Here is a 24,251-nt window from a genome sequence, read left to right on the forward strand (position 1 = left end):
GGTATAGGCCAACTCCTAAAGGCTTCGCCTCAGGGGAGGTTGCTGCCCCGCGCCGCAATCCACAGCCCGTACCAGTCGGCCCGGGTCATGGCCTCCGCCACGCGGGCGGCGTCCGCGCAGGCCGCGATTCTCGCCGGATTCACGGTGCCGATCACGGGCGCAATGCCGGCCGGATGCTTCATCAGCCACCCCAGGAGAACGGCCTCCCCCGTGGTGCCGTACTGACCGGCAAGCTCCGCAACCATCGCGGCCGCGGCAGTCTCCGCCGCCGTCGGTATTTCCGGAACTGCCCCCGTGTACAACCCCTGCGCCAGCGCACCGTAAGCCTGCACGGTAACGCCGTTGCTGCTGCAGTACTCCAGGGTCCCCTGCGGGAAGCTGTAGTCCAGCGACTCCGGATGGTTCACCAGGACCTGGCTCTCCAGCCAGGCCCGCTTCAGCAGGCTCATCTCCAGCTGGTTGGCCACCACGGGCACCTCCAGCCGCTCCTGCAACGCCTTGATCTGCGCGCCGGACATGTTGGACACCCCTAGCGCCCGTACCTTGCCGTCGGCCAGCAGTTGCCCGACGGCGGCCGCCACCTCCGCCAGGTCCGTCAGGGGATCCGGGCGATGCAGCAGGAGGACGTCCACATAGTCCGTCTGCAGCCTCTTCAGGCTGCAGTCCACGCGTTCCAGGATGGATTCCCGGCTGAGGTCATAGTGTGTGGCCAGCCCGCGTTCGCGCAGCCGGATCCCGCACTTGGTCTGCAGCCGGATCCGGTCACGCAGGCCGGGCGTTGCCGCGAGGACCTCGCCGAATACTGCCTCGGACTTGCCGCCGCGGTAGATGTCCGCGTGGTCGAACAGCGTGATGCCGGCGTCCAGCGCGGCCTCGACGGCGGCAGCGGCCTCGTCCACATGCTGCACCTGATGCGGTTCGTCGGACCAATTGCCGCCCAGGCCCATGCAGCCGTAGATGAGTTCCTGCGCGGAGGATGGAACGTTGCGTTGGGTCATTGCTTCACTCTTTCATGAGGGGCAGACGCACAGGTGGCGGGGCCCGGCCGGGCCCCGCCACCTGTTTGATCTTGGGTTATGTCAGCGCAGCCAGGCAGTGCTGTTGGCGCCCAGTTTGCCGTCCGTCAGCGGGGCACTGCTGACCAGGACAGTGCCTGCCGGCAGGTCGACGGCGGCGTCCCCGAAGTTGGTAACGGACTGCCAGCTACCGGGGCGGCGGAAGTGCAGGACCTCCGGGTTGCCGGTCTCCACCCACTCCAGCTCCTCGCCGGCCTGCAGTTCGCGGCGCAGCTTCAGGGCCGTGCGGTACAGCTCCAGGGTGGAGTTGTCGGTGCCGTCCTGCGCCTCCACCGCGTACTTGCTGAACCAGTCCGGCTGCGGCAGGTGCGCGCCGCCGTCGCCAAAGCCGAAGGAGGTCCCTTCAACCTTCCACGGCAGGGGAACGCGGCAGCCGTCACGGCCCACCTCAACGCCCCTGTTCCGGAAGAACGCGGGATCCTGGCGCTCGGAGTCCGGAATCTCCGCCACTTCCTGCAGGCCCAGTTCCTCGCCCTGGTACAGGTAGGCCGAGCCGGGCACAGCGAGCATCAGCAAGGTGGCGGCGCGGGCACGGCGCTCGCCAAGGTCCACGTCGAGTTCCTCCTTGGGGCCGCCGGCCAGCAGCCAGCCCTTGCCGTCCTGGCCCTTGGCGTGCTTCTTGCCCTTGGACGCCTTGGGCAGGCCGTAGCGCGTGGCATGCCGGACGACGTCGTGGTTGGAGAAAACCCAGGTGGAGGAAGCACCGGTCGCGGCAGCCTCGGCGAGGTTACGGGTGATGATTTCGCGGAAATCCTCGGCATCGAAGTCGGCCTGAAGCAGGTCGAAGTTGAAGGCCTGGCCCAGGCCCTCAGGGCTGGCGTAGCGGGCGCGGCGGGTGGCGTGCACCCATGCTTCGGCGACGGCGGTGCGTGGCGGGTTGTATTCGTTGAATACCTCGCGCCATTCGACGTAGATGTCGTGCACGTCGTCGCGGTCCCAGAACGGGTGCGAGCCGTCGTCGAACCCGTCGGTACCGGTGTTGGCCGCAGTCAGTTCCAGCTTGGAGAGCAGCGGCTCGGTGAGGTCTTTGGTGAGGGCGTGGGCCACGTCCACGCGGAAGCCGTCCACGCCGCGGTCGGACCAGAAGCGCAGGGTCTTGAGGAAGTCATCGCGGACCTCGCGGCTGGACCAGTTCAGGTCCGGCTGCTCCTTGGCGAAGATGTGCATGTACCACTGGCCGGGGGTGCCGTCCGGCTCGGTGATGCGTTCCCAGGCCGGTCCGCCGAAGACGGAGTCCCAGTCCGACGGCGGGAATTCGCCGTTGGGTCCTTTGCCGTCACGGAAGATGTAGCGCTCACGCGCGGTGGAACCCTTCGGCGAGGCGAGCGCCTCCTTGAACCATTCGTGCCGGTTCGAAGAGTGGTTGGGGACGATGTCGGCGATCAGCTTGATGCCGGCGGCGTGCAGCGCCTTGGCCATCTCGTCGAAGTCCGCCAGCGTGCCCAGCTTGGGGTCCACGTCGCGGTAGTCGTCCACATCGTAGCCGCCGTCGGCCAGGGCTGACGGATAGAAAGGGCTGAGCCACACGGCGTCGATCCCCAGTTCCTTCAGGTACGGGACCTTGGCCGTAATGCCCTTGATGTCACCCATGCCGTCACCGTTTGAATCGGCGAAGCTGCGCGGATAGATCTGGTAGACCGCGGCCTGGCGCCACCAGTTGGGATCGGCCAGACGGTCGGAATCGGACAGGGTTGCCAGCGTGGCAGTGGTGGACAAAGGATGATCCTTTTCTCTTGTTTGCGTTGTTCTTGGGTGGATAAGTCTGGCTATTTAACGGCCCCGCGCATGACTCCGGACAGTACCCAACGTTGGGCCAGGATGTAAACCACCAATGTGGGTGCCATGGCCATCAGGTAGGACGCGAACGCGAGGCTGTAGTTGGTGTTGAACTCGCCCTGGAACAGCATTTGGACCACGGGGAGGGTCTGCAGGGCCGGGTCGGCGATCATCATCTGCGGCAGCAGGAAGTCGTTCCACGAGCCCAGGAAGGCGAAGATGCCCACCGTGGCGTTCATGGGGGCCAGCAGCGGGAAAATGATCTTGCGGAACACCTGCCAGGTGGTGGCACCGTCCATCCGGGCCGATTCCTCCAGCTCCACCGGGATGGAGCGGACGAACGCGATGTACAGCAGCGCGTTGAACGAGATTCCGCCCAGCACGTGCAGGAAGACGACGCCGGCCGGGTTGTCCAGGCCGAGCAATGCCGTCTGCTTGATCAGCGGCAGGATGATCACCGGGAACGGAATGAACATGGCGGACAGAAGGTACACAAAGGAGCCGCGGAAGAATCGGTGGTTCCAGTTCCGCGCGATGGCGTAGGCAACCAGCGAGCTACAGGCCAACGAGCCCAGGACGCTGAAGACGGTGACGAATGCCGTGGACATAAAGGCCCGGGGGAAGTTCGTGGCAACATATGCCTCTGCGAAGTTCTCCCAGTTCAGCGGGTTCGGCCAGGCAAGCCCGGTCCCGGTGCCGATCTGGTCCGGTGTTTTCAGCGCCATGGCCACGGTGAAGTACAGCGGAAGCAGGACAGTCAGCGAGGCCACCAGCATCAGGGCGGTGAGCCACCAGTTGATCTTGAAGCCCTCGCGGCCGGACGGGCGTCTTGTGAGGACGCGGGCGCTGCGCTGTGGAAGTAGTGATGAGGTCATTACAGTGATACCCCCCGGCGCTGGATGAGGCGCAGCTGGATGACGGAGATCAGCAAAGTGATCAGGAAGTAGATGACCGCGTTGGCCATCTGGTAGGAATAGTCGCCACCCGTGAAGCCGGAGAAGATGCGCATGGCCACTGACTGGGTTGCCATGCCGGGTCCGCCGCCTGTGAGGCCCACGATGATCTCGTAGGTCCCCAGGAATCCCTTGAAGCCGAGGATCACATTGATGACGAGATAACCGAGGATGAGGGGCAGGGTGAGGCTGAGGAACTGCCGGAAACTGCCTGCTCCGTCCAGGTCCGCGGCTTCGTAGACTTCGGCGGGCACGCTCTGGAGACCCGCGAGGTAAATGATGGTCGCCCCGGGCGCAGCCTGCCACACCGTGACCAGCACAATGGCCAGCCAGGCGAGGTTTTCGTTGGCCAGGATGCTGGTGGCAAGCGGCGTTAGGCCGAACCGTTCAGCGAGCACCGGCAGGGTGTTGGAGAACAGGTAGTTGAAGACAAACGACACCACCAGGGCTGAGAGCACCATGGGGATGAAGAACACGGTGCGGATGCCGGTTCGCCACTTGATTTTCGCATTCAGTCCAAGGGCGATCGCCAGGGCCACGATGTTGACCACCACTGTGGTAGTCAGGGCAAAGACGAACGTGAAGATGTAGGACTGCAGGATTGCCGGGTCCTTGAAGATGTTGACGTAGTTGGACAGTCCGATGAACTTCCAGTCACCGTAGCCTGCGTAGTTGGTAAGGCTGAAGAACACACCAACCAGCGCTGGCAGGGTGATGAAGAAGGCGAAAAGCGCCAGGACCGGCACTACCATCCAGTAGTAGGTGGGGTCGATCCGGCGCTTGGACCGGACAGCGGGCGCACGGGCGGGGTCGTTGTGCGCGGCCGGGGTTGTCTCAGCCGGCAGGGCAGTTGCGGTCATGGGGGCTCCTGGGATCGGGGTGGGCATCAGACCGCTGTCCGCTCGGCGACGCGGCGCCATTCGTCGTCGACCGTGGTCAGGAACTGTTCACCGTTCTTGTTGAAGACGAAGGACTGGATGTAGTTGTTCATGGGGACCGACGGCGGGAAGTATGTTCCGGCGCCCTGGTAGTAGCGGCCTTCGGCCACGTGGGCGGCAACACCGCGGAGATGGGGGTTGCTCACGGCAGGGGCACCCAGCAGCGGAGAGAACGCTGCGTTCTTCTCGTTGTACGTGTTGACCACAGACGGTTCCAGCAGGTAGTTGAGGAACCTCTCCGCAGCGGCCCTTTTCCGCGTGTTACGGGTGATGGAGAGTGCCATGTCCACGTTGACGCGCACCTTGGTCTGGTCCGGGTCGTTGGTGACCGGCAGCGGAAAGGTGCCCAGCTTGATGTCCTTGTTGGCCTGAACCAGCTGGGAGAGCGCCCACGGCCCCTGCAGATACATGGCGGCCTGGCCCTTGCCGAAGGCGGCATTTCCGTCAGAGTAGTTCTTGCTGGCCGCCCCGTTCTGTGAGTAGGACGCAAGCTGCAGGATTTTTGGCAGCGAGGAGCGGTAGTGATTGCTGAATGACTCGGGGGCGGACTGCGAGATGTTGGCCCCCTTGGCCACAAGGTCCCTGAAGAATCCCCCGACGTCCAGCATTCCGCCGGTGACGTAGTCGAAGGCACCCTGGCGGAGGGTCCAGGCGTCCTTGAACGTCCCGTAGATCGGTGTGATGCGTGCTGCCTTGAAGGTCTCACACGCGGCGATGAAGGCGTCCCATGTGGTTGGAACAGCCACTCCGTGGGCCGCGAAGAGGTCCCGGTTGTAGATGACCCCGGCCGCGGCAATGGAAAACGGCAGGGCGCTGGTTTCGTGCCCCTTGTATTGTCCCCAGGAACTGATGAGGTCCTGGAACTTCGGATCGATGGTCTTGGCCACGGGAAGGCCGGACAGGTCGGCGAAGATTCCCTTCCGGACGAACTCCGCCGTTTCGGTGGCGAATCCCCGGGTCACGACGTCAGGCGGATCGTTGCGGACCAGACCGGGGACGAAGTTGCCCTCATTGAAGTCCTGGATGACCCGGATATCCGGGTTCAGTGCTTCGAAGTCCTTGATCACGTGGTTGAAGTAGTCCACTACCTCAGGCTTGTTCTGCATAAACCGCAGGGTGGTGACGCCAGCCTGCTGCCCTGTGCCGGCGGCGCAGCCGGTGAGGGGAAGGAAGGCAGCTGCTCCGGCCAGGCCGGCCGCCCGGAACAGTGAGCGCCTGCTGGGCAGTGTTGCGGCCACAGCGCCGTTCACAGGACGGGGGCCGACGTACGGGGGTGGCGGGGAGAGGACGATAGTGAGGGCGGGCAGTGCTTCGGGATGCGGTTCACGGTTGCTCCTTTGCAAAGGCTGAGTGAAGGACTTGGAGAAGGCCGGTGGTTCGGCGGCCGTCCGACCCACCTGGCAAGCATTGTTGATTTTGAATCTAAATTTAGTTTCTCAAGTATTATGTGGTGCAGAACACAGGGGGTCAACACCATGTCCGAAATTTCCGTCGCAACGCCCCAGTTGCTCAGGCGCGTGAGTGCCGGAGCCGTGCTGGATTTCATGCGCGCCTCGCAGGCCGTAACGGTCACCGACGTTATGGAAGCCACCGGACTGACCCGGGCCACGGCCATATCCGTGTGCGAGGACCTCATGCACCGAGGCTGGATCCGGGAGCTGGAAAACCAGCGGGCATTCGGCGGCTACCAGAAAGGCAGGCCGGCACGTCGGTTCGAGCTCAACGAACGCGCAGGCTACGTCTTGGGCATGGACGTGGGTGTCTCCAAGGCCACCGTGGTGGTGTCCGACCTTCGCGGAAAGGCCGTCGGCAGGTCCAGCCAACCCTTCGCGGAAGCGGACATCCCGGCCGAGGAACGCATCGCCGTCATTGACCGCACCGCCATGATGGCCCTCCACAGCGTGGGAGCCTCCCCGGATTCCGTCCTTGCCGTCTGCGCCGGCATTGCGGCGCCGGTGGACCGCAACGGCGAGGTGCTGGTGACGCAGCACTTCTGGGGACTGTTCGACGTCGGCCTGAAGTCTGCGCTGCGGGATCGGCGCGGCTGGACGGTGCTGCTGGAAAACGATGCGAACCTGGCCGCCTTGGGCGACCGCTGGCGGGGCGCCGCTGCCGGCGTGGACGACGTCGTGGTCATCCTCGCAAGTGAGCGCCTCGGTTCGGGCGTGATCGACGGCGGACGGCTGCTGCACGGCCGCGGCGGAGGCGCCGGCGAGCTTGCCTTCCTCGACATGCTGGAGGGAGTGGGAGATACCTACGGTATCGCCGCACTGGCCAGGAGGTGGGCCGCAGAGGCGCTTGCGGGCAAGGTCAAGACGTCGCTTCGGGACTACGCCGCCAGTGGCGCCGAAGCGGAGCACGTCTTTGCGGCCGCCGCGGACGGCGATGCCGTGGCGCTGAAGATCCTTGAACGATTGGCCGACAGGATGGCCAGGGTCATCGGGGCCGTCGCCACCATGATCAACCCCGAACTCGTGGTTATTGGCGGGGCCGTAGCGAACTCCGCCGGCGTGCTGCTCGAGCCGATCGCCAGGCACCTGACCAAGTACACCGCCACTCCCCCGCGGGTCGCGGTCTCGCCCTTGGGCGATTCAATCGTGACCGTGGGAGCCGTGCGGTGCGCCCTCGACTACGTGGAAAAGAACACCCTGGATCTGGAGCTCGCAGTCCCGACCTAAGCTGCGTGCTCCAACGGTGTTATTCCAGCGTCGCGGCCGGCCCCTCGGCTACGGCTGCGGCTCCAGGGCGGCCGCAATCGGAAGTGTACCGTCACGGAATTCGATGGTCCTCCCCGCCGTTTCGGGCAGGTCAAGCACCGCGGCGGCCACACTGGCCGTGTTGCTGCGGGAGGTTGCCCCGCTGCCGTCCGTTCCGGGGTCCACTTCGATGAGCCCTGTCCCCGGCTGGTCGGTCAGCGTCCCCGGACCCAGGATGGTCCAGGCCAGTGCGGTGCCGCGCAGGTACTCATCCGCCGCCGCCTTGGCGTCTGCGTAGGCAAAGAAGCTGTTCTCCGCCGGGACGCCATGGTCCGGCCCCGCGCCCAGGTAGGACACCATCACATAACGCCCGACGCCGGCCTCCGCCGCCGCGTCCATCGACCGGATGGCCGCGTCCCGGTCCACCGCATAGGTACGTTCCGGGCTTCCTCCCCCGGCCCCTGCAGACCAGACCACGGCGTCATGGCCCCTGAGGGCATCGGCGATTGCCGCCGTCGTCGAATTCTCAACGTCCAGGACCGACGGCGTAGCGCCGGTAGCCGCGACGTCGGCGGCATGGTCCGGGTTGCGGATGATGGACGTGACGCTGTGACCTTCGGTTGTAAGAAGCGTGGACAGGTGGAGAGCCACTTTGCCGTGGCCGCCGATGATAACGATGCTGGTCATGACCCCATTCTGCCCCTTATGCCCGTGTGCGGTAGCGGAGGTAGACCACGCCGTTTCCAAAGGTGTGCTCTTCGAGGAGTTCCACCCGCAGGCCCAGCCCGTCCGGCAGGAAGCGCAGGCCTCCTCCCACGGCCACCGGATTGAGGAACATGCGGCATTCGTCCACCAGCCCGGCGTTGAGCGCCGCAGCGGCCAAGGTGGGGCCGCTGATGCTGATGTGCGCGTCCGTGGCGTTCTTGAGGTCCCGGACGGCGTCGGGAACAAAGGTCCGCTCGATCCTGGTCTTGGCCGTGGATGCGGCGGTGAGAGTGGTGGAGTAGACAACCTTGTCTGCCCCTTGCCAGATCCGCGCGAAGTCCCGGATGTAGTCCGGCTGATCGGGGGTATCGAAGGTTTCCCACGCAGACATGACCTGGTACATGCGGCGGCCGAAAAGGTAGGTGCCCACATCGCGTTCGAGATCATTGACGAACGTATGGACTTCCTCGTCCGGCTCGCTCCAGCTGAAGTTGCCGTTGCGGTCCGCGACATATCCGTCCAGTGACGCGATTGCTGAGTAGATGAGCCGGCCCATGCGGCCCATTGTGCCGCCGTCGGCAGCGGATGGGTAGGCTGTAGCGGCCGCGGGGTGCCCGCCCCGCGGTGAGGGGTGAGGTTTCAGCGCTTCGGGCGGCCGTTAGCGTCGAAACCTCACCCCTCATTTGATGGTGAACTGCTGCGCCATGGTCCAGAGGTTGGTGGTAGTCCAGTAGATCAGGACGCCGATCGGGAAGAGGACGCCGCCCACACCGAAGACGAGCGGCAGGGCATACAGGATCACCTTCTGCTGGCGCGCGAGGGGATTGTCTGCGGCTTCGTCAGGCACGGTCCGGGCCACGATGCGTTGTTGCGTGATGAACTGTGCGGCCGTCATGGCCAGGATCATCAGGATGGTCAATACTGCGACCGCAGCGGGGTCGCCACCACTGCCGTGCAGCACGGACGCTGACAGCGGGGCGCCGAAAATGCTTGATTCGTCGAACTGCACAGCCTGTTCGTGGGTCATCGCTCCGATGCCGCGGGCTTCCCTGGCTGCGGCTGGGATGCCGGAGAGGACCTGGAAGAGCGCGAAGAAGAACGGCACCTGGATGAGCATCGGCAGGCAGGCGGAGAGCGGGTTGGTCCGGTGTTCCTTGTAGAGGGCCATCTGTTCCTGGGCCATGGCCTGCCGGGACAGCTGATCGGTCTTGCCCTTGTACTTTTCCTGCAGCCTCTTCAGGTCCGGCTGCAGGAGCCGCATCCGGCGTTGGGCCTTGACCTGCTGCAGGAACACCGGAATCAGGGCGGCACGGATGATCAGCACGAGGCCGATGATGGACAAAGTCCACGTCCAGCCGCTTGCCGCAGGCATGCCCATGGTGCTCAGGACGTCATGGATCCCGACCATGATGGCGGACACAATCCAATTGAACGGACCCATGATTGTTCCGAAGAAGTCCACTGATATCCCCCATCGCCATGTGCAGCAAAGCTACGGCGAAAAGGAGCGCTTGTCACGGCCTCGCACCGCCGCAAACACACCGTCGTGCGGGGGAACAGAAAAGCCCCCGGAATCCGTGGATTCCGGGGGCTTAGCCTGTAGCGGTGGGGAGGCTCGATCTCCCGACCTCACGATTATGAGTCGTGCGCTCTAACCAACTGAGCTACACCGCCACGAATGAGAAAAACCTGCGCCAAGCCGGTCAAAAACCGCCTTGACACAGGCCCTCATCCAGAGCCCCCCACCGGAATCGATCCGGTGACCTCGTTCTTACCAAGAACGCGCTCTACCACTGAGCTAGGGGGGCAACGAGTAAATACTCTACCCGAAGATTTGGCCACCAACAAATCGGCTCCAGAACGACGCCCGCGGCGCCAAAAGTGCCGGAAATTCGGGCTTTCTGGGCCCTCCGGACGACCCATAAACCGGCCCAGGGACGGATCCCCACGGGGATGTGACGAAGCGAACTTAAGCAGCAAACTTAAAGCAGAACGGGCCGGCAGGAAGCCGGCCCGTTCTCAATTCACTTTAGGAAGCAGTGGTTACCACTTGTTGCGGGGCTTGAAGCCGCCTTCGGTGCGCGGCTTGCGTGCCGCGTCGGTGCCCACGCTGCGCTCGTTGCGGTCGCTGAAGGAGCGGCCGCCGCGGTCAGCGGAGCTACGCTCGCCGTCGGTCTTGCGGAATTCCTTCTTGAACCCGCCGTTGCCCTTGAAGTTGCCGCCACGGTCGCCGCCACCGGCGCCGCCGCCGGAGTAACCACCACGGTCGCCACCGCCGGAGTAACCGCCGCGCTCGCCGCCGCCACGGTTGCCCTGGTAGCCGCCACGGTCGCCGCCGCCACGGTTGCCCTGGTAGCCGCCACGCTCGCCATCGCCGGAGGGCTTACGGCCGTTGTCCAGCTCGAGGTGGATCAGCTCGCCGCCGATCCGGGTGCGGGACAGAGCCTTCAGCTGGTCGGCACTGAGATCCGCTGGGAGCTCCACGAGGGAGTGGTCCGCACGGATGTCGATGCCGCCGATGTTGGCCGAGGAGATGCCGCCTTCGTTGGCAATGGCGCCCACGATGGAACCCGGCATAACGCGCTGGCGGCGTCCGACGGCGATCCGGTAGGTGGCGTTTCCCTCGGTGAGGGTACGGGTGGGGCCACGTGAGCCGAAGCCGTCCTTGGAGCGCTCGCGCTTCTGGAAATCGGGAGCTGCGGCCAGTTCCTTGACCAGCAGAGGCTGACCGCCCTGGGCCATCACGGCCAGCGCAGCAGCGATCTCCGAGGCCGGCACGTTGTGCTCTTCCTCGTAGGAGGAGATGAGGTCGCGGAACGCGGCAACGTCCTCGGACTCGAGGGTCTCCGTGATGCGCTCGGCGAACTTGCCCAGGCGCAGCGTGTTGACGGTCTCGGCCGTGGGCAGGTGCATCTGCTCCACCGGCTGGCGTGTTGCCTTTTCGATGGAACGCAGCAGGTACTTCTCCCGCGGCGTCATAAACAGGATGGCGTCGCCGGAACGGCCTGCACGGCCGGTGCGGCCGATGCGGTGGACGTAGGACTCGGTGTCATGCGGGATGTCGTAGTTGACCACGTGGCTGATGCGCTCAACGTCAAGGCCGCGGGCCGCGACGTCGGTGGCCACCAGGATATCGATGCGGCCTTCCTTCAGCGCCTCGACAGTGCGTTCGCGCTGCTGCTGCGGGATGTCGCCGTTGATGGCTGCAGCCTGGAAGCCGCGGGCCTTCAGCTTGTCAGCCAGGTCCTCGGTAGCCATCTTGGTGCGCACGAAGGCGATAACGCCGTCGAACTCTTCAACCTCGAGGATGCGGGTCAGGGCGTCAAGCTTGTGCGGGCCCATGACCTGCAGGTACCGCTGGCGGGTGTTGGCGCCGGTGGTGGTCTTGGACTTGACCGAGATCTCGGCCGGGTTGTTCAAGTACTGCTTGGACATGCGGCGGATCTGGCTCGGCATGGTGGCCGAGAACAGTGCAACCTGGCGGTCCGACGGGGTCTGCTGGAAGATCTGCTCCACGTCTTCGGCGAAGCCCATGCGCAGCATTTCGTCAGCCTCGTCCAGCACCAGGTACTGGAGCTCGGACAGGTCCAGGGAACCCTTGGAGATGTGGTCGATCACACGGCCGGGAGTACCGACAACAACCTGGGCACCGCGGCGCAGGCCGGCGAGCTGGGGGCCATAAGCGGAGCCGCCGTAGACGGGGAGGACGGTGAAGTCATCGATGTGCTTGGCGTACGAGGTGAAGGCCTCGGCAACCTGCAGCGCGAGCTCGCGGGTCGGAGCCAGGACCAGGGCCTGGGTCTTGCGGGACGGGCCGTTGAGGTCGTGGAGCTCGGCCAGGCGGGACAGGGCCGGTACTGCGAATGCTGCAGTCTTACCGGTGCCGGTCTGGGCGAGGCCCACAACGTCGCGGCCTTCAAGCAGCAGCGGGATGGTTGCTGCCTGGATGGGGGAAGGCTTTTCGTAGCCGACGTCCATCAGGGCAGCGAGGACGCGGCCGTCGATGCCGAGATCGGCGAACTTCACGCCCTCTTCTTCTTCGGCTTCCTCAGCCTTGGCGGGTGCGTCTTCGGTCTTCGCAGCGGGCGCTTCTTCGACCTTGGCAGCAGGCGCTTCTTCGACCTTGGCGGGGGCTTCAGCTTCGGTGGCGGCGGGCTCTGCTGCGGGGGCAACGGCCTCGGTGAATTCGACAGCGACGGTTTCGGCAGTTACTGCTTCGGCGGTGAAAGCTGTCTCGTCGTTGGTCTGATTTTCAGGCATAGGGAAATTTCCTCATCCATAGGGGGCCAGGCGGCACAACCCGAGGTGAGCGGAGCCGCAGTACGTGTGCCGTGGGTGCCGGGCATACATTGACCGGCCGGTCACTTAGAAGTCCGGCGCTTTCGCAATCCCGTGGCAGGACTTCCCGCTGCATCTCTTGGCTGCTATCCCAGCAGTCTGTACAGCGTTTTCTTTAGCCGGCTCTCCCTATGAAAATGCCCGCATCACATTAGCGGGCCCCAACACTTGCCAGTCCTGCCTCAAAAATTGGGCAGGAATAAGGGATTTCCGGAGTGGGGGATGTTTCAAGTGTAAGGTACAGATCCGCTTTGCGGCTAATTGAACGTACGACGGCGGCGGTGAGCTTGCGCACATGGCCGTCGAGTTCCATCCGGCTATGGCCGTGACGCTACCGTCCCAGCCGCCGCAGCAGCGCCTCAAAGGTGTCGTGATACTCGGACTGGAGGCGTATCTCACCGTCGGCGTCGGCATCCCGCAACGCTTCCATAGACTCAAGGTCAGGCTCGCTGAACCACTTTCCGATGGTGATGCCGTGGGTCGGCACGAAAAGCCGGTGGATGTGGTCGCCCGCCTGGACAGTGCCGGTGCGGATCACGCGCAGGTAGGTACCAACCCGGCCCGCTTCCGTGAAGCGCTTGACCCATTGCGGCTCCCCCATCCGACGCTGGAAGGCGGCGCACGGGACGCGCGGCGAAGTGACTTCAACTTCGACGTCGAGCCCGATCTTCCAGCGTTCCCCGATCACTGCCCCGGTGGTCTCGATGCCGGCCACTCGAAGGTTTTCCCCGAATATCCCGGGCGGGAGGTCGCGCTGAAGCTCCTTCGCCCAGTAGTCGGCATCATCCTGGGAGTAGGCGTAGATGGCCTGGTCCTCCCCGCCATGGTGGACCCGGCTCGCCTGGACGTCACCGTGGAGGCCGAGTTTGTGTACTTTAACGGGACCTCCCACCGGCCGCTTATCGATGGCGGTGACTCCCACGCTGCCTTCATCGGGAAGGAGCTGGTGGACACGGCAGACGGCTAGCACTGATGCGGTTTCCATGGCTCCAGTGTAGGGTTCCCGGCGTTACAGCCACCGTTGGAACCGGAGATGGGCAGTTCTCTCCCGTTGCGTGCTCGCAGCCGGACCGGGCAGAGACTACGCTGATTTCAGGATTGAGCTTCCGGCGCACAGCTGCGCCCACATTCAGCATGGACTACCAAGGGGGGACGTCATGGACCCGGAAAAAGACCAAGGCAACGGTCCGGACAAAGACCCGGCCAAAGACCAGGGCAACGGTCAAGGCAAGGACCAGGGGGCGCCGAAGCCGCCGCCGTGGCAGGTTCCCAAGCCGGAGTTGCGTCCTGAACTCCTGAATGAACCCATTCCCACGGTTGATCCCTTCGCCCGGGACCACGAGCGCCAGGCCCATGATGCCGCCGCTCGCAAGAAGCGGTCCCAGCGCCGCACAGTGGTGGTGGGGTTGGGAGTCACGGCCCTCCTCGCCGGCACCATCACCGCCGTCGTGGCCAGCAATCAGGATGAGGCCGACTACGCCCAGGTCTGTTTCAACGACGAAACCGGCGAGCGCGTGGAGGACACGCAGTGCAACAGTTCGGCTGGCCGCAGCGGTGCACTCTACGCGTGGTACTTCTACTCCCGCGGCGCCAGCGTTCCCGGGGTGGGCCAGAACCGGTCCTCATACCCGAGCTACACCAGCACCATCCCCAGCGGTGCCAAGGCTTCCACCGGGTACAGCACCAAGGGCGGAACGGTCAGCAGGGGCGGCTTTGGCAGCAGCTCCAAGGGCGGAAGCACGGGGGGCTAGGCGTGAAGCGGTTGTTATCGGAGCCCAGGCCTGACTGGAAGCAGAAGATCGAAGAGCAGGGCCTGGTCTTCTCCACCACCACCATGCCCGACGGTAAGAAGATCGAATACTGGAACGAGGCCGCCTACTACGAATTCACCATGGACGAGGTGGAGACGCTGGAGGTCACGGCCGAGGACATGCACAAGATGTGCCTGGAGGCAGCCAAATTCCTGGCCACGGGCGCCATGGGGAACATCGGCATCGGCCCGCAGGCACTGGAGCTCGCGGCAGAGTCTTTGCAGGCCGCGGACATGGATGTCTACGGGCGCTTCGACTTTATATATGACGGCCAGGGCGGACCGGCCAAGATGCTGGAGTACAACGCCGACACCCCCACCGGCCTGATCGAGGCCGCCGTCGCGCAGTGGTTCTGGCTGCAGGACGTGTTCCCGGAAAAGGACCAGTGGAACGGCATCCATGAGGCCCTGATCCGGCAGTGGAAGAAGATGCAGTACCGCACCGGCATGAGCACGCTCCACATAGCCCATTCCGAGGCTGAGGAGTCCGGCGAGGACTGGATGACGGCCGGATACATGCGTGACGTGGCCAGCCAGGCGGGCTGGACCACCATCGGCATCAACATGTCCGATATCGGCTGGGATCCCAACCTGAACCGCTTTGTGGACCTGGACAACTTCATGATCAGCACCATGTTCAAGCTGTACCCCTGGGAGCTGATGATGAAGGAGCCGTTCGGGCACCGGCTGCTGCAGCGCGCACACAATCCCCGCTGGGTGGAGCCTGCGTGGAAGATGCTGCTCTCCAACAAGGCCTTGCTGGCCGCGCTGTGGCACCTGTACCCGGACCACCCCAACCTGCTGCCCGCCTACCTCAACGAGCCAGGTCCCCTGAAGGAATGGGTGGCCAAGCCGCTGCATGGCCGCGAAGGCGACAACATCAAGATCCATGCCCCGGGCATAAGCCTGGAGCAGCCCGGCGGGTACGGCCGTGAGGGCTGGTGCTACCAGCAGTTCCATGCGCTGCCCGACTTCGACGGCAACCACCCCGTCCTTGGCCTGTGGGTGGTGGACGGCGAATCCGTGGGCTGCGGGATCCGGGAATCGGACGGCCCCATCACCGACTATTTCTGCCGTTTTGTGCCCAACACCATCGACGCCCCGGCGCCGCTTTCAGCGCAGGCCCACTCCAGCAAAGCAGGTATCGCACTATGAGCCCCCTGACCTTCCCGAGCCCGGTGACAGTATGAGTGCGGAGACGACGACGGCGGGCGGCGGTTCCGGCGGACCCTCCGGCGGTGCCGTCCCCGCCAAGGGGCTCCACGCGGGAATCCTGGACCTCGGCGACTCGGTCATGCTGGGCCTCGCCTCCACCGCGCCCGTGTATTCGCTGGCCGCCACGCTGGGCCTGATCGTCGCCGTCAACGGAACCTACACTCCCCTGATCCTGGTCCTCGGGTTCATCCCCGTCCTGTTCATCGCCTACGCCTTCCGTGAGCTGAACAGCGCCATGCCGGACTGCGGCACCACGTTCACCTGGTCCCGCCGGGCGTTCGGTCCCTGGGCAGGCTGGCTGGGCGGCTGGGGTGTTGCCCTGGCCGGCATCGTGGTCCTGGCCAACCTGGCACAGGTGGCAGGACAGTACCTGTGGCTGCTGATCGGCGACGGCTCAGTGGCAGAAAACAAGGTGGTGGTCACAGCCACCGGTGTGCTGTTCATTGTTTTTATGACCCTGGTGAACTACCGGGGCATCAGGCTGGGCGAACACGTCCAGAGGGTCCTGACCTACGTGCAGTACGTTTCATTGGGCATCTTCGCGCTGGCCATCATAGTGCGGATCGCGGGCGGGGCTCCGGAGGGCCAGGCGTTCGATTTCGAGTGGTTCAACCCGGCCGGAGCCTTTGCTGACCCCTTCGCCGTGGTGCACGGTTCGCTCCTTGCCCTGTTCATCTACTGGGGCTGGGATACCTGCCTCGCGGTGAACGAGGAGACCGAAAACCCGTCAGTCACTCCCGGCCGCGGCGCTGTTATTTCGGCCTTTGTCCTGGTGGCCATCTACGTCTCGGTGGCCCTCCTGGTCATGATGTACGCCACCGTGGGTACCGAGGGCATTGGCCTGGGCAACGAAGCGAACCAGTCCGACGTCTTCCTGGCCATGAAGGACGTGGTCCTGGGTCCGTGGGGCTGGCTGATTGTGGTGGCCGTGCTGGCTTCGGTCCTGTCGTCCACGCAGACCACCATCCTGCCTACGGCCCGCGGCACACTGTCGATGGGTGTGCACGGCGCGCTGCCGCCGAAGTTCGGCGAAGTCCATACCCGCAACCAGACCCCCGGATTCTCCACCCAGGTCATGGGCGCAGCGGCCGTGGTGTACTACGTGGCCATGAGCTTCCTCAGCGAAAACCTGCTCTCCGATTCCATCAGCGCCATCAGCCTGTTTATCGCGTTCTACTACGCGCTGACGGGCTTCGCGTGCTTCTGGTATTTCCGGGGCACTTTCAGGGAATCGGCCCGCAACCTCTGGTTCCGCGGCATCCTTCCGCTGCTCGGGGCACTGATTCTGACGGCGGCGTTCTTCATTTCCGCTGTCCAGATGTGGGATCCGGCGTACGGTGACACACAGATCTTCGGTGTCGGCGGGGCGTTCGTCAGCGGCGTGGTACTCCTGGCCTTGGGCGTTGTCCTGGCCGTTGGCTGCCGGTTCCTGCCGTCAACGCGGGAGTACTTCACCGGGAAGCCGGCGTCGGGGGCTGCCACACCGATGTCGGCCTAAGATACTCAGATGAGCGACGCTGAAGTCACCGCCGAAGTGCCCCCTACACCGGACCCGTCCGACGTCCTGGCCCTTAATGCGCTGCTGAGCGCTGACGAGCGGGCACTCCAGCAGCGGATCCGAGACTTCACCGACCAGCGGATCAAACCAAACATCGCCCGCTGGTATGACGACGCCGTCTTTCCGCTGGAGCTCGCTCCCGAACTTGGCGAGCTGGGCGTCCTGGGGATGCACTTGGAAGGCTATGGCTGCCCCGGCCGCTCCGCCGTCGAATACGGTCTGGCCGCCATGGAACTTGAGGCCGGCGATTCCGGGATCCGGACCTTCGTCTCGGTGCAGGGGTCCCTGGCCATGACGGCGATCCACAAGTGGGGTTCGGAGGACCAGAAGCAGGAGTGGCTCCCCCGGATGGCCGCCGGTGAAGTGATCGGCTGCTTCGCCCTGACCGAACCCACAGCGGGCTCCGACCCGTCCTCCATGACCACTTTCGCCCGCCGGGACGGTTCCGGGGACAGCGCCGGCTGGGTCCTTGACGGTGCCAAGCGTTGGATCGGGCTGGCGTCCGTGGCTGGCGTGATGGTGGTGTGGGCCAAAACCGACGACGGCGTCCGCGGCTTCCTGGTGCCGGCCGGAACGCCGGGCGTGACTGCCACTCCGATCGCCCAGAAACTGTCCATGCGCGCTTCCATCCAGTGCGATGTGGTGTTCGACGCCGTCCGGCTGGGACCGGAGGCCATGCTGCCGGCTGCGCTGGGCCTGCGCGGGCCGTTTACGTGCCTGAACGAGGCGCGGTACGGGATCGTCTGGGGTGCCATGGGAGCCGCGCGTGATTCCTACGAAGCGGCCCTGGCCTATTCCCAGGACCGGCTGCAGTTCGGCAAGCCGCTGGCCGGGTATCAGCTGACCCAGGAAAAGCTCGTGAACATGCTGCTGGAGATCCAGAAGGGCACCATGCTGGCCTTCTATCTGGGGCGCCTCAAGGACGAAAGGAAGCTGCGGCCCGAGCAGATCTCGCTGGGCAAGCTGAACAACGTGCGCGAGGCCATCAAGATCGCGCGGGAAGCCCGCTCCATCCTCGGCGGCAACGGCATCACACTGGACTATTCGCCGCTCCGGCACGCCGCCAACCTGGAGTCAGTCCGCACCTACGAGGGCACCGATGAGGTCCACATGCTGGTGCTGGGTCAACACATCACCGGTCTCGGCGCGTTCCGGTAAGCCCGCCCGCCCCTCCCCAACTGAGTAGCAGTAAGTGTCGTTTTGAGGGCTCATAACGACAGTTAGTGCTACTCAGTTGGGGCTCGTTCGACCTGATGGAGCTGGCCGGGGGTCATATATGCGTTGGTTATTCGGGCAGGATGACCAGCTCAAGGTAGCCACGCAAGCACCCTGCCATATCGACGCTGTCGGGCGACAACAGCCACTGCGTCTGGATGCCGTCCCACAGGGCAATCAATGATGCCGCGGCGGCTTCCGGTTGCACACCGGGACGCAGCCGGCCTTCCTCGGCGAGCTGCGTGAACCGCCGGGTGTAGCTCCGCCGCAGCCGTTCAAATCGTTCCGTGAAGAATTCACGCCCCGGATGGCCGTCCGTGACGGATTCCGCGCACAGCACGGTGTACAACTCAATGACGCCCGGGATCTCTTCGTTGAAGCGTGCCTGGCGGATCACCGCGTCAACGAGCGCTTCCTCAGGATCGGGAGGTGTGGTGCCATCGCCGGTATTCGAGTCGCGCCAGTTGAGCACGGCCAGAAGCAGATCGCTTTTCGACGGGAAGTAATGCAAGAGGCTCGTCTGGCTCATTCCGACGCGGTCGGCGACATCCTGCAGGGAGCCCCCGCGGTACCCGCGGGCCGCAAACACGGCGTGCGCGGCACCAAGGATCGCGTGACGGCGTTCCGTCGACTTCGCGTATGGTCCCCGCCGGGACGGCCGGCCCGACTCGTTTGTGGTCATGGCAAGCCAGTGTACAGGCGGATATGCGGGATAAATTCAAAACTCGAGTTACTACTCGAATTTTATGTTAGCCTTTCTCGTATCGGTCCCCCACGTGTCGGACATCACAGTCTTGCCATGGTGGTCCTGCAGCGCTTCTGGCGCGGCGGGCTTACAGAAGGAGCAGTCAAGTAATGTCCCAGTCCACAGCATCCGGGCGCACCGCCGATGTTTCCTACATCATCGACCGCGGACCGGGTTCGGGCAGGCGGACAGCCGCCCGCTCCTGGCTGCACAGCAATGCTCCCACCCAGTCACTCAACGGCAATTGGCGCTTCAGGCTCCTGGCCGGCGCACCCGGGACCCCCGGGGGCCGCGGCGCCCTGCCCGCCGGTGAGGCTGTGGAGGACGTCGCCGAGGAGGCTTTCGATGACTCGGCATGGGAGGAGATCGCCGTCCCGGCCCACTGGGTACTGGAAGGCGCCGGTCGCTATGGGCGGCCGATCTACACGAATGTCCGCTTTCCCTTCCCCACCGATGCCCCCAACGTCCCCGATGAGAATCCCACCGGCGACTACCGTCGCACGTTCGACGTCCCGGAGTCATGGTCCGAAGCCGGGCGGATCCTGCTGCGGTTCGACGGCGTCGAATCGCGGTACAAGGTATGGGTCAACGGGGTGCCGATCGGCGTCGGGGTCGGTAGCCGGCTGGCTCAGGAGTTCGACGTAACGGACGCGGTGCGTCCGGGATCGAACGTGCTGGCCGTGCGCGTGCACCAGTGGTCGGCATCGAGCTACCTTGAGGACCAGGACCAGTGGTGGCTGCCTGGCATCTTCCGCGACGTGACGCTGCAGGCACGGCCGGCGGGCGGCATCGACGACGTCTGGCTGCGCACCTCGTTCAGCGGCTCCGGTGATTCCGGCGCCGGCACCATTGACCCTGAAATCACGGCAGACGGTGACGCCTTTCCGGTGACGCTGTCCGTGCCGGAGCTGGGCGTGGACGTCACGTGGACCTCCGCGGGGGACGTTGCCCCGGTGGCGATCGACGCCGTCGAACCGTGGTCTGCCGAGATCCCGCGGCTGTATGACGCAACGGTGAGCAGCGCTGCCGAAACGCTCTCCCTTCGTCTCGGTTTCCGCACGGTGGAAATCGTGGGGGACCGCTTTCTGGTGAACGGCCGGCGGGTGGTGTTCCACGGCATGAACCGGCATGAGACCCATCCCGACCGGGGCCGCGTCTTCGACGAAGAATCTGCCCGCGCCGATCTGGCCCTTATGAAGCAGTTCAACGTCAATGCGATCCGCACCAGCCACTATCCGCCCCATCCCCGGTTGCTGGACCTGGCCGATGAAATGGGGTTCTGGGTGGTGCTTGAGTGCGACCTCGAAACGCACGGATTCCATGCCCAGCAATGGGCCGGCAATCCCAGCGACGATCCCGCCTGGCGCGAAGCCTTCGTGGACCGCATCGAGCGCACCATCGAGCGCGACAAGAACCACCCCTCCATTGTTATGTGGTCGCTCGGTAACGAGGCCGGCACGGGCGCCAACCTCGCCGCAATGGCCGCGTGGGCCCATGCCCGCGACACCGGACGCCCGGTCCACTATGAGGGCGACTACAGCGGCGCCTACACGGACGTGTATTCGCGGATGTACTCCTCCGTTCCCGAGACCGAGGCGATCGGACGGGACGACTCCGGCTCGCTGCTGCTCGGCTGTTCGGCCGCCGAGTCGGCACGCCAGCGGACCAAACCCTTCATCCTGTGCGAATACGTTCACGCGATGGGCAACGGCCCCGGCGCCATCGACCAGTATGAGGACCTCGTTGACCGCTACCCCCGACTGCACGGTGGGTTCGTCTGGGAATGGCGGGACCACGGCATCCGCACACGTACGGAGGACGGAACCGAATTCTTCGCCTACGGCGGCGATTTCAACGAGGTCATCCACGACGGCAACTTCGTGATGGACGGAATGGTCCTCTCCGATTCGACGCCGAGCCCGGGACTGTTCGAATACAAGCAGATCGTGGCGCCGATCCGTTTGCGCTTCGGCACCGAGGTGCCCGATGGAACAACGTACGACGGCGGTGCCCGGCGGTTCATCACGGTCACCAATCTGCGGCACTCAGCGGACACGTCCGACGTTGTGTTCCAGTGGCGGACTGAAGTGGACGGCATCCGCAGCGACTCGGGCGAACTGGCAGTGGCCGGCACGTCGGGCAAGGCTCTTGCGGCAGGCGAATCGGCGCAGCTGGAGCTGCCCACGCTCGCCGTCCCCAGCAACGGAGAGCACTGGCTCACCGTTGAAGCTGTTCTTCGCAAAGACACCGATTGGGCTCCCGCCGGACACGTGATTTCAGCCGCCCAGCTGGATCTCACGCCGCCTGCGGCACCGGTTCAGGCGCCGCGCCCGCTGGCTTCAGTCGGCCGTTCCGGCTCCTTGGGGGCCGAGTCTGCGGGTGCCGAATCCTCGGGAACCGGAACGGTAACCCTCGGACCCGCGGTCTTCGAGGAGGGCCGGCTCGTGTCGCTGGGCGGCCTGTCCGTAGCCGGTCCCCGCTTGGAGCTCTGGCGCGCACCGACGGATAACGACGGCGGAGCGGGCCACGGCAGTTACGATCTGGGCGACCCCTGGCTGAACAACGGAAACGGTGAGCCCGCCCCGCCGTCGGCCGCGGTCTGGCGCAAAGCGGGCCTGGACCGCCTGACGGCCCGGGTGGAAATGATCTCGGCGAACGATTCAGGCGTGGCGGTCCGGACACGGTATGCGCCAGCCGACAGCGCTGACTCCGTGACGGTCGAAGAGCAGTGGCAGCTCGCGGATGGGGAGCTGTGGCTTCGCCTGGACATCGTCCCCAGCGCGGGCTGGAATATGATCTGGCCACGCATCGGGGTCAGGTTCGATCTGCCCGGCTCCGTGGACGGCGCCTCCTGGTTTGGCGCGGGCCCCCGGGAATCGTATCCGGACAGCATGCACGCGGCACTGATCGGGCGGTATTCGGCAGCAATCGACGACCTCACAGTGACGTACGCGAAGCCCCAGGAGAGCGGGCACCGCAGTGCCGTGCGTTCTCTTGAGCTGAACAACGCGGGTGCACCGTGGCTGAGGATCACGACGGTGGCGGATGCCCGCGGGCGCCGGCCCGGTTTCACCTTGGCCCGTCACACCGCACAGGAGGTCAGCGCCGCCGCCCATCCCCACGAGTTGCCCCGGAGTGAGCACAGCTACCTCTACCTGGACGCTGCCCAGCATGGTTTGGGTTCGCGGGCCTGCGGCCCGGATGTCTGGCCGGACTTCGCCCTTCGTCCGGAGGCCCGCACGCTGACGTTGCGCATCGGGACGGCCGTGTAGCCGCCGAGAACGGGGAAAGGCAAGGGCCGGGCACGCACAATCTGCGAGCCCGGCCCTTGCATTTGCCTCACCGCGGCCCGGAAGTCGGGCGATCCGGCGGTCCAGCTCAAGCCGCCACGGCCACCGGCTCCTTCTGGCCTGCGTCCTTGCGGATGGTCGCGCTGATCACGGCGGCGATGGTGCACATGGCCGCCGCGCCGAACCAGGCGTAGGTGTACTGGCCGGTGGCGTCCCGGATGGCTCCGGCGCCGAGGGCAGCAGCGGCCGCGCCCAGTTGGTGCGCCGCGAACACCCAGCCGAACACCACGCTGCCGTCCGCGCCGAACGTTTTCCGGCAGATTGCCGCAGTGGGCGGTACAGTCGCCACCCAGTCGAGGCCGTAGATCACCACAAAAACGATCATGCTCGGCTGGACGGTGGCGCTCAGGAGCAGCGGCAGCACCAGCAGGCCGATCCCCCGGAACTGGTAATACACGGCCAGCAGGATTTTGGGGTTGTACCGGTCGGTCAGCCAGCCGGAGGCGATGGTGCCCAGGATGTCGAAGATCCCGACGACGGCGAGCAGCCCGGCCGCGGTGGTTTCGGGCATGCCGTGGTCGTGGGCGGAGGGGATGAAGTGGGTGCCGATCAGCCCGTTCGTGGTTGCCCCGCAGATCGCGAAGCCCGCCACTAGCGCCCAAAATGTCCGCACTTTGCTGGCCTGTTTGAGCACCTGGAGGGCGCGCACTGCGGCGTTGCTGCTCCGTCCGCTTTCGACGGGGTCCGCTGCCGCAGCAGGGGACCCAACCGTTCCCTCCTCAGGTGCCGTTTCACCGTAAGGCAAGGCGCCGACGTCGGCCGGTGAGTTCTTGAGGAACTTCAGCACCAGCGGAACCACCGCGAGGGCGCCGGCGGCGATCAGCAGCGATGCCTGCCGCCAGCCCGGATCCTGGGCCAGCATGGCGATGAACGGCAGGAACACCAGTTGGCCCGCGGCGCTGCCGGCGGTCAGGATGCCGATCACCAGGCCCTGGCTCTTGGAGAACCAGGTGTTGGCGATGGTGGCGGCGAAGACGAGTGCCATGGAGCCCGTGCCGAGGCCGATGAGCAGGCCCCAGGTCAGGAGAATCTGCCAGGACTCGGTGACCAGAACCGTAAGCGCGCCGCCGGCGCCGATCATCACCAAGGCGGTGGCGGTTACGGCGCGAATCCCGAACCGTTCCATCAGGGCCGCGGCGAAGGGGGCGGTCAGGCCGAACAGCACCAGGTTGATGCTGACGGCTGCGGACAGAACGGTGGTGGACCAGCCGAACTCCTGCTGCAGCGGCACCATGAGGACACCCGGGGCAGCACGGAATCCGGCGGCTCCCACAAGGGCCAGGAAGGCGACAGCCGCGACGGTCCAGGCGGGGTGCAGGAGTCGGCGGCGGGTGGTTTCGGTGGCGCTCATGCGGCGGTGGCCAGTTGCACGGGCGCGTCCGTCCGGGTGAGGCTGTGCCAGCTGGTGTTCGCGGCCGTGAGCCGTTCCCCGCAGCCGGTGCACGTGTCCGCGGAGCTGGTCCGCTGGCCGCAGCCGGAATGGATCACGAACATGTGGGCCTGGTCAGAGGGTGCCGGGAGGTGCTTTTCCGCCCACATGACCACGGCGTTCAGCACCGGGAGGACGTCCTCACCCTTAGGAGTCAGGACGTACTCCTGGCGGGGGCGGCCGCCGTCGTCGTACGCCTTCTTCCCGAGCAGCCCGGACTCCACGAGACCCGCCAGACGCCTGGTGAGCACCGAGTCCGCGACGGCGAGCCGGGACTTCATGGCGTCGAAGCGCCCGTTGCCGAAAAAGACCTCGCGGAGCACCAGCATGCTCCAGGGGTCACCCAATATGTCGAGACCGCGTGCCATGCTGCAGTTGCGCTGGGACCAGTCGGAGCGGAGAACCATAAAAGCACCCTAGCTAACTTTCTTGAAGAAAGTTAGCTAG

Annotated in this window: 19 protein-coding genes and 2 tRNA genes; 6 read left to right on the forward strand and 15 right to left on the reverse strand. The window is 65.2% G+C overall.

The window, feature by feature from the left end; genetic code table 11:
* Window positions 1-29: 29 nt before the first annotated feature.
* From NG701_RS18500 to NG701_RS18520, 5 genes are all read right to left on the reverse strand, one after another.
* Complete coding sequence (locus NG701_RS18500) at window positions 30-998, reverse strand: aldo/keto reductase (protein WP_252569640.1); 969 nt, start codon at window positions 996-998, stop codon at window positions 30-32.
* Between the two features lie 81 nt (window positions 999-1,079).
* A complete protein-coding gene (locus NG701_RS18505) occupies window positions 1,080-2,792 on the reverse strand; it encodes a glycoside hydrolase family 13 protein (protein WP_252569642.1) in 1,713 nt (570 codons plus the stop codon).
* 50 nt (window positions 2,793-2,842) lie between these two features.
* Window positions 2,843-3,727 (reverse strand): carbohydrate ABC transporter permease, encoded by an 885-nt coding sequence (locus NG701_RS18510; protein WP_305884426.1) that lies wholly within the window; start codon window positions 3,725-3,727, stop codon window positions 2,843-2,845.
* Window positions 3,727-4,665, reverse strand: coding sequence for a carbohydrate ABC transporter permease (locus NG701_RS18515; protein ID WP_252569645.1), 939 nt, complete (start codon window positions 4,663-4,665; stop codon window positions 3,727-3,729). Before NG701_RS18515 ends, NG701_RS18510 begins: the two co-directional genes overlap by 1 nt.
* A 26-nt stretch (window positions 4,666-4,691) precedes the next feature.
* On the reverse strand, window positions 4,692-6,086 hold the full coding sequence (locus NG701_RS18520; protein ID WP_252569648.1) for an ABC transporter substrate-binding protein: 1,395 nt from the start codon (window positions 6,084-6,086) through the stop codon (window positions 4,692-4,694).
* A 132-nt stretch (window positions 6,087-6,218) separates the two neighbouring features.
* Here NG701_RS18520 and NG701_RS18525 point away from each other — a divergent pair, with 132 nt between their 5' ends.
* The gene (locus tag NG701_RS18525; protein WP_252569651.1) at window positions 6,219-7,421 is read left to right on the forward strand and encodes an ROK family transcriptional regulator; all 1,203 of its coding nucleotides are present in this window, start codon (window positions 6,219-6,221) and stop codon (window positions 7,419-7,421) included.
* A gap of 48 nt (window positions 7,422-7,469) precedes the next feature.
* On the opposite strand, the gene NG701_RS18530 is transcribed toward NG701_RS18525, so the two are convergent.
* The 7 genes from NG701_RS18530 to NG701_RS18560 form a co-directional block, all read right to left on the reverse strand.
* A complete protein-coding gene (locus NG701_RS18530) occupies window positions 7,470-8,126 on the reverse strand; it encodes an SDR family oxidoreductase (protein ID WP_252569653.1) in 657 nt (218 codons plus the stop codon).
* A 16-nt stretch (window positions 8,127-8,142) separates the two neighbouring features.
* Window positions 8,143-8,700 (reverse strand): dihydrofolate reductase family protein, encoded by a 558-nt coding sequence (locus NG701_RS18535; protein ID WP_252569657.1) that lies wholly within the window; start codon window positions 8,698-8,700, stop codon window positions 8,143-8,145.
* Window positions 8,701-8,823: 123 nt separating this feature from the next.
* Window positions 8,824-9,606 (reverse strand): membrane protein insertase YidC, encoded by a 783-nt coding sequence (yidC, locus tag NG701_RS18540; protein ID WP_252569660.1) that lies wholly within the window; start codon window positions 9,604-9,606, stop codon window positions 8,824-8,826.
* Between the two features lie 138 nt (window positions 9,607-9,744).
* Window positions 9,745-9,818: transfer RNA gene (locus NG701_RS18545), tRNA-Met, on the reverse strand.
* 62 nt (window positions 9,819-9,880) lie between these two features.
* Window positions 9,881-9,952, reverse strand: a tRNA-Thr gene (locus NG701_RS18550).
* Between the two features lie 235 nt (window positions 9,953-10,187).
* The gene (locus tag NG701_RS18555; RefSeq protein WP_252569663.1) at window positions 10,188-12,404 is read right to left on the reverse strand and encodes a DEAD/DEAH box helicase; all 2,217 of its coding nucleotides are present in this window, start codon (window positions 12,402-12,404) and stop codon (window positions 10,188-10,190) included.
* Between the two features lie 409 nt (window positions 12,405-12,813).
* Window positions 12,814-13,467 (reverse strand): MOSC domain-containing protein, encoded by a 654-nt coding sequence (locus NG701_RS18560; protein ID WP_252569665.1) that lies wholly within the window; start codon window positions 13,465-13,467, stop codon window positions 12,814-12,816.
* 172 nt (window positions 13,468-13,639) lie between these two features.
* Between NG701_RS18560 and NG701_RS18565 the strand changes: the two genes are divergently transcribed.
* The 4 genes from NG701_RS18565 to NG701_RS18580 are packed head-to-tail and all read left to right on the forward strand — an operon-like array spanning window position 13,640 to window position 18,223.
* On the forward strand, window positions 13,640-14,233 hold the full coding sequence (locus NG701_RS18565; RefSeq protein WP_252569668.1) for a Tat pathway signal protein: 594 nt from the start codon (window positions 13,640-13,642) through the stop codon (window positions 14,231-14,233).
* Between the two features lie 2 nt (window positions 14,234-14,235).
* Window positions 14,236-15,447, forward strand: a complete 1,212-nt coding sequence (locus NG701_RS18570) for a glutathionylspermidine synthase family protein (RefSeq protein WP_252569670.1) — start codon at window positions 14,236-14,238, stop codon at window positions 15,445-15,447.
* A 31-nt stretch (window positions 15,448-15,478) separates the two neighbouring features.
* Window positions 15,479-17,005 (forward strand): APC family permease, encoded by a 1,527-nt coding sequence (locus NG701_RS18575; RefSeq protein ID WP_252569674.1) that lies wholly within the window; start codon window positions 15,479-15,481, stop codon window positions 17,003-17,005.
* A 9-nt stretch (window positions 17,006-17,014) separates the two neighbouring features.
* Entirely contained in the window at window positions 17,015-18,223 is a 1,209-nt protein-coding gene (locus NG701_RS18580) for an acyl-CoA dehydrogenase family protein (RefSeq protein ID WP_252569677.1), read from the forward strand.
* A gap of 127 nt (window positions 18,224-18,350) precedes the next feature.
* On the opposite strand, the gene NG701_RS18585 is transcribed toward NG701_RS18580, so the two are convergent.
* Window positions 18,351-18,962 carry a TetR/AcrR family transcriptional regulator gene (locus NG701_RS18585; RefSeq protein ID WP_252569680.1) on the reverse strand — a complete coding sequence of 204 codons (612 nt, stop codon included), beginning with the start codon at window positions 18,960-18,962 and terminating at the stop codon, window positions 18,351-18,353.
* A gap of 173 nt (window positions 18,963-19,135) precedes the next feature.
* Here NG701_RS18585 and NG701_RS18590 point away from each other — a divergent pair, with 173 nt between their 5' ends.
* On the forward strand, window positions 19,136-22,297 hold the full coding sequence (locus tag NG701_RS18590) for a glycoside hydrolase family 2 TIM barrel-domain containing protein (protein WP_252569683.1): 3,162 nt from the start codon (window positions 19,136-19,138) through the stop codon (window positions 22,295-22,297).
* 106 nt (window positions 22,298-22,403) lie between these two features.
* On the opposite strand, the gene NG701_RS18595 is transcribed toward NG701_RS18590, so the two are convergent.
* A complete protein-coding gene (locus NG701_RS18595; protein ID WP_252569686.1) occupies window positions 22,404-23,726 on the reverse strand; it encodes an MFS transporter in 1,323 nt (440 codons plus the stop codon).
* Window positions 23,723-24,211, reverse strand: a complete 489-nt coding sequence (locus NG701_RS18600; RefSeq protein ID WP_252569689.1) for a winged helix-turn-helix transcriptional regulator — start codon at window positions 24,209-24,211, stop codon at window positions 23,723-23,725. The genes NG701_RS18595 and NG701_RS18600 overlap by 4 nt, the downstream gene beginning before the upstream one ends.
* Window positions 24,212-24,251 lie beyond the last annotated feature (40 nt).

Origin of the sequence: Pseudarthrobacter cellobiosi (genome assembly GCF_023913815.1) — a bacterium.
Classification (GTDB): domain Bacteria; phylum Actinomycetota; class Actinomycetes; order Actinomycetales; family Micrococcaceae; genus Arthrobacter; species Arthrobacter cellobiosi.